This is a genomic window from Burkholderia alba (assembly GCF_034721475.1).
GTDB lineage: Bacteria > Pseudomonadota > Gammaproteobacteria > Burkholderiales > Burkholderiaceae > Burkholderia > Burkholderia alba.
Genome location: NZ_JAWJWL010000181.1, coordinates 1 through 430, shown reverse-complemented (window position 1 = coordinate 430; position 430 = coordinate 1). Strand labels below are relative to the sequence as shown.

The window sequence follows — 430 nt, the reverse complement described above, 5'->3', positions numbered from 1 at the left end:
TCGTCCCAGCCGGGGAACCACTGCCGCGACAGATCGGTTTCGCCCTGCGTCAGAATCGCGCCGCTCGTCTTGCCGTCCGTGCCCTTCAGGTCGACACGGAACACGCCTTCGGCGGCCGAGCAGCCGGGATACGGATCGTTGTCGCAGCTGCCGACCGTGCCCTTCGTCGGATCGCCCTTCGACATGAAGTTGATGATGCCCTGCCATTCCATGTGCAGCGAATAGTTGCCGGGCGAGATCGACCCGGTCGCCGGACGCAGCTGGTAGTAGTCGCCCTTGCTTTGCGGCGTGGCGATCAGTTGCACGTTGCCCGGCTGCAGCGTGATCTTGCCGTTGGTGAACTGGATCCGGTGCGCGGCGACCACGATCGCGTTGACGGGCTTGAGCACCTTGATTTCGACGTCCGCGCGGCCGTCGAACTGGTTCAGAT

1 pseudogene is annotated in these 430 nt (G+C 64.2%); it reads right to left on the bottom strand.

The features are described 5' to 3' along the window. Positions 1-430, bottom strand: a pseudogene (locus tag RZR99_RS33120) (peptidase M1); the annotation flags it as partial.